At 33.0% G+C, this 4,221-nt stretch carries 6 protein-coding genes and 1 pseudogene; 5 read left to right on the plus strand and 2 right to left on the minus strand.

The genetic code is table 11. From position 1 onward, the window contains the following. The 5 genes and pseudogenes from AMN84_RS03535 to AMN84_RS03550 all read left to right on the plus strand — a co-directional run. Positions 1-692 (plus strand): annotated as a pseudogene (locus AMN84_RS03535) (adenylyl-sulfate reductase subunit alpha); the annotation flags it as partial. Between the two features lie 15 nt (positions 693-707). After that, on the plus strand, positions 708-1,058 hold the full coding sequence (locus AMN84_RS03540; RefSeq protein WP_075483443.1) for a hypothetical protein: 351 nt from the start codon (positions 708-710) through the stop codon (positions 1,056-1,058). Between the two features lie 42 nt (positions 1,059-1,100). Next, positions 1,101-1,250: a hypothetical protein gene (locus tag AMN84_RS05065; RefSeq protein WP_179850696.1), complete on the plus strand. Its 150-nt coding sequence runs from the start codon at positions 1,101-1,103 to the stop codon at positions 1,248-1,250. A gap of 46 nt (positions 1,251-1,296) precedes the next feature. Next, the gene (locus AMN84_RS03545) at positions 1,297-2,394 is read left to right on the plus strand and encodes a sulfite exporter TauE/SafE family protein (RefSeq protein ID WP_075483445.1); all 1,098 of its coding nucleotides are present in this window, start codon (positions 1,297-1,299) and stop codon (positions 2,392-2,394) included. A gap of 34 nt (positions 2,395-2,428) precedes the next feature. Further along, the gene (locus AMN84_RS03550) at positions 2,429-2,797 is read left to right on the plus strand and encodes a TlpA family protein disulfide reductase (RefSeq protein WP_075483447.1); all 369 of its coding nucleotides are present in this window, start codon (positions 2,429-2,431) and stop codon (positions 2,795-2,797) included. Here AMN84_RS03550 and AMN84_RS03555 read toward each other — a convergent pair whose 3' ends face one another. Next, on the minus strand, positions 2,798-3,964 hold the full coding sequence (locus AMN84_RS03555) for a UxaA family hydrolase (RefSeq protein WP_075483449.1): 1,167 nt from the start codon (positions 3,962-3,964) through the stop codon (positions 2,798-2,800). A gap of 1 nt (position 3,965) precedes the next feature. Then, positions 3,966-4,221 (minus strand): UxaA family hydrolase (locus AMN84_RS03560; protein ID WP_075483451.1); only part of this gene is annotated, 256 nt, incomplete at its 5' end.

The raw sequence follows: 4,221 nt of genomic DNA on the forward strand, positions 1-4,221 counted from the left end.
ATTATTTCTGGGGTTACAACAGAATGATGTCCGTAGAAGGTTTATTTGGTGCGGGTGATACTGTAGGTGGAAGTGCCCACAAATTTTCATCAGGTTCTTTCACGGAAGGAAGATTAGCAGCAAAAGCTGCAGTCAAATACATTGAGGATAAAAAAGCTAACAATATTAAAGTAAGTGAGAAACAATATAACGATTTAAAAGATGTAATTTATAAGCCTTTAGAAAACTATACAGTAGGAAAAAATGAAATAACTGGCGGTACAGTTTCTCCAAGCTATATTTCACCTATACAGGGTCTACAAAGACTTCAAAAAATTATGGATGAATATTGTGGCGGTATCACTAATAATTATATGACAAATGATAATCTTCTTAAAAAAGGTTTAGAATTACTTGATTGGCTTCAAGAGGACCTAGAAAATGTAGGAGCTGAGGACTATCATCAATTAATGAGAGCTTGGGAGTTAAAACATAGAGCCTTAACATCTCAATGTGTGACGGAACACACTTTATTTAGAGAGGAAACTCGTTGGCCAGGATACTATTATAGAGGCGACCATATGAAATTAGACGATGAAAATTGGCATTGTTTGACAGTATCAAGAAGAGATCCTGAAACAGGTAAGTTCACAATGGAAAAAAAACCTGTCTATCACATAGTTGACGATAAAGAGAAAAAAAAGGCTTCTTAAAAGGACTTCAAAGTTATGAGCTTCACATCAAAGACTGATGATGAAATTATAAAATTGGCCAATCCAATATGGTTAAATCTCATAAAATCATCAAATATGAAAGATTATGGTGGTTTTACGAGGGATTTCTCCTCACAAATGCTTTATGGGGCTAATGAGGTAGAACTTGGTAAACAATGGGCTAGCAATAAATTAATCTCAAGTTTGACGGATAATTTCAAAGCTTTTGGTTGTCTAAGACGAGGGATGCACGTAACAGTATTGTTTAAACAGACAAGCACTAAAGAAGAGGGCGAGTTCTTAGGCAGACTGGTCCTTGGGGAAGAGGGCGGTGAAGTTAAAGTATTTGGAGCGACAATTTTTTAAAAAATTCTTGCAAAGATACCTCTTAAGGTGTAATTGGTGAATATGCTTGAATATTTTCAAAAACACACAAACTCTTTCAAGCACATATTTAACTTAAAAATATTATCAAATATTAATACTAAAATTGCTCTTTATGTAGGTTTAGCTGCATACTGGGTTGTGATGTTATCTAGTACTTTCTTTGGGTTTTAAATATCAAATAGTTGACTTTAATAATTTTGAGGAATAGTTAATCTCAATGGAGTTCTTTCTTCCAATTGCAGAAGTAAATGTAAGCTTACCCTTCATATTTTTTTTAAGTTTATTTGTTGGAATTTTATCAGGATTATTTGGTGTTGGTGGAGGTTTTTTAATGACTCCTTTCTTAATTTTTTTAGGAATTCCACCAGCTTATGCAGTTCCAAATGAAGCGAACAACATTCTTGGTACATCTATATCAGGCTCTACTACACATTATCTTAAAGGGACTTTGGATTATAAAATGGGCTTAATGATTGTAGTCGGCGGCACAATAGGCACTGTCCTTGGTATTTTGACTTTCACCTATTTTCAAGATATTGGAAAAATTAATATCGTTATTTCATTAGCGTACATGTACATCTTAGCAATTATTGGAACTATGATGTTGGTTCAAGGTGTTACAGAAATAGATAGAGCTAGAAAAAAAATTATTGTTAAAAAAAAATTACATGATCATAATTGGTTGCAAGGTTTACCTTTCAGAATGAGGTTTAAAAAATCGAAACTTTATGAAAGTGCTTTTACTCCAATTATAATGGGATTTATTGTAGGTTATATAGCAGCTATTCTTGGTGTAGGTGGTGCTTTTATTTTAGTTCCAGCAATGATTTATATTATTGGAATGCCTACAAAATTAATTCCAGGAACGTCTTTATTTGTTACTATTTTTATAAGCGCAATTGTCACTATTCTTCATGCATTTAATTACGGGACGATTGACTTAATATTAGTAACAGTTTTGATTTTAGGTTCAATTCTTGGAGTTCAAATAGGTCAAAAGATTGGAGAAAAAGTTGATAGCTCACAGTTCAAAACAATTTTAGCTATGCTTTTATTATTAGTTGGAATAGCAATAGCATACGATACCTTTTTTGCAGAAGAAATTATTAAAGAGACATCAAAAAAAGGATCTGAAAATTTAGGACCAATCTCACAATTTGTAAAAGATTTATCTAAAAATGTTCCAGTTCTATATGGATTGTTCTCGATAGTCTTAGCTCTCGTATTGGGCGTTGGTGCGGCAATTTTGAGAAGATTTTTGTCAAATCTTAAAAAGAAATTTGTTTACACTGCTCCACCTGCTTCACAAAAATAGTTCCATGCTCTTAAAATGGTTGATATAGTAGTTTATGAAAAAAATAATCTTTTTATTAATAATCCTAATTCCATTAAGTGTAAGTGCAGGTGAAAAAAAAACTACGTTCACCAACGAAATTTTTAATAAAGCTCAATCAGATGGAAAAACTGTAGTTGTGAGTTCATGGATTAAATATTGCACATCTTGCGCTAGTCAAATGAAAGCATTAAAGGATGTTGAAAAAGATTTTAATAATCTTGTTTACTTAAACTTTGATGTTAGAGAGAAAGCAATAGCCAAACAATTAAATATTCAATTTCAAACTACATTAGTAATTTATAAGAATAACAAAGAAGTCTATCGAAGCTTAGGAGAATTGAGTAAAGATAAAATTTATAAAGCTATAAATTCTGTGATTTAATTAGGCACTTCTATATAATTTTGTCATTACAAATTCTTTGTGACCCAGAGCTTCAGCACAAGTAAGTCTTCCATTTGCAACTTTAATAGTAGATTTAATTAATTCATCACCAGCTTGATCAAGATTCATTTCTCTTGATAATATTTTTGAGACATCAACATCAATATGTTCATTCATAGTTTTTGCAGTTAACGGATTAGCTGTAAGTTTTATTACTGGCTCAATAGGATTGCCAATTATGTTTCCTTGACCAGTTGGAAATAAATGAATGTTAAAACCCCCAGCAGCTTGAAGAGTAACACACTCAGCAGCAGCTGATGAAGTATCCATAAAATATAATCCTTTTCCTTTAGTTGGTTCTTCAGCCGGTTCTAAAACATCTATAAATTCTCTTGAGCCTATTTTTTGAAAATTTCCAAAAGCCTTTTCTTCAATTGTTGTAAGACCTCCAGCAATATTTCCTGCTGTCGGTTGACTTTCTGACAAATCATTCGTTGCTTCTTTTAATATAAAGTCATTGTATGAACTCCAAGTTTTCATAAATTTATCCTGAGCTTCTTTTGTTTTACCACGTTTTGCACACACCGTTTCAGCACCAGTAAGTTCTGATGTCTCACCGAAACACAAGTGTACTCCTAAAGGCTCAAGTTTATCCATTAAGTTCCCAACCGTTGGATTAGACGCAAGTCCTGAAGTCGTGTCTGACTCTCCACATTTTACAGATATCCACAGATCACTTATTGGACATTCCTCTCTTTGTTTTTCAGATGCCCACATCGAAAATTCTTGTGCCTTTTTTGAAACTTTTGCAATCGTATCGATATCACCAACACCTTCTATACTAAAACCCTCAACCGGTTTTCCAGTCTTTGCTATTGCATCAACAATTCTTTTTGTCCATTTAGGTTCAATACCAATTACAATTACTGCAGCTACATTTGGATTTCTACCTGTTCCAATCATTGTTCTAAAATGAAGCTCTAAGTCTGCACCAAATTGCAATCTTCCGTAAGAATGTGGAAGTGCAATTGTCCCTTTAATATTATTAGCTACTGCTTCAGCACATGCGTTTGAAATGTCATCTACAGGAAGAATAATAACATGATTTCTTGTTCCTGCTCTCCCGTTTTCTCTTTTAAATCCTAAAAAACTTTTTGGAATTTGCATATTACCACTTTTTTGTTTTTACGTTATGGACGTGAACATGATCACCTTTTTTGATCGACTTTACTACTTTTCCTATATCATGACCGTATTTAATTATAGTGTCACCTTCTTTTAAATCTTGTAATGCTATTTTATGGCCTAAGGGTATTTCAGCCTCAGATTTTACTTTAGATGAGGAGTCGTCTTCCATTATCCAACAGCCACAGTCCTGTCCTTTGGCAACTTTTTCTATGACAATTACGCCAACATTATCTTTT

The organism is Candidatus Pelagibacter communis, from assembly GCF_001180105.1.
Taxonomy (GTDB): Bacteria; Pseudomonadota; Alphaproteobacteria; order Pelagibacterales; family Pelagibacteraceae; genus Pelagibacter; species Pelagibacter ubique_K.

Coding starts and splice junctions, on each gene's coding strand:
- AMN84_RS03545 (WP_075483445.1), top strand. CDS start 1,297: ATGGAGTTCTTTCTTCCAATTGCAGAAGTAAATGTAAGCTTACCCTTC.
- AMN84_RS03540 (WP_075483443.1), top strand. CDS start 708: ATGAGCTTCACATCAAAGACTGATGATGAAATTATAAAATTGGCCAAT.
- AMN84_RS03555 (WP_075483449.1), bottom strand. CDS start 3,964: ATGCAAATTCCAAAAAGTTTTTTAGGATTTAAAAGAGAAAACGGGAGA.
- AMN84_RS05065 (WP_179850696.1), top strand. CDS start 1,101: ATGCTTGAATATTTTCAAAAACACACAAACTCTTTCAAGCACATATTT.
- AMN84_RS03550 (WP_075483447.1), top strand. CDS start 2,429: ATGAAAAAAATAATCTTTTTATTAATAATCCTAATTCCATTAAGTGTA.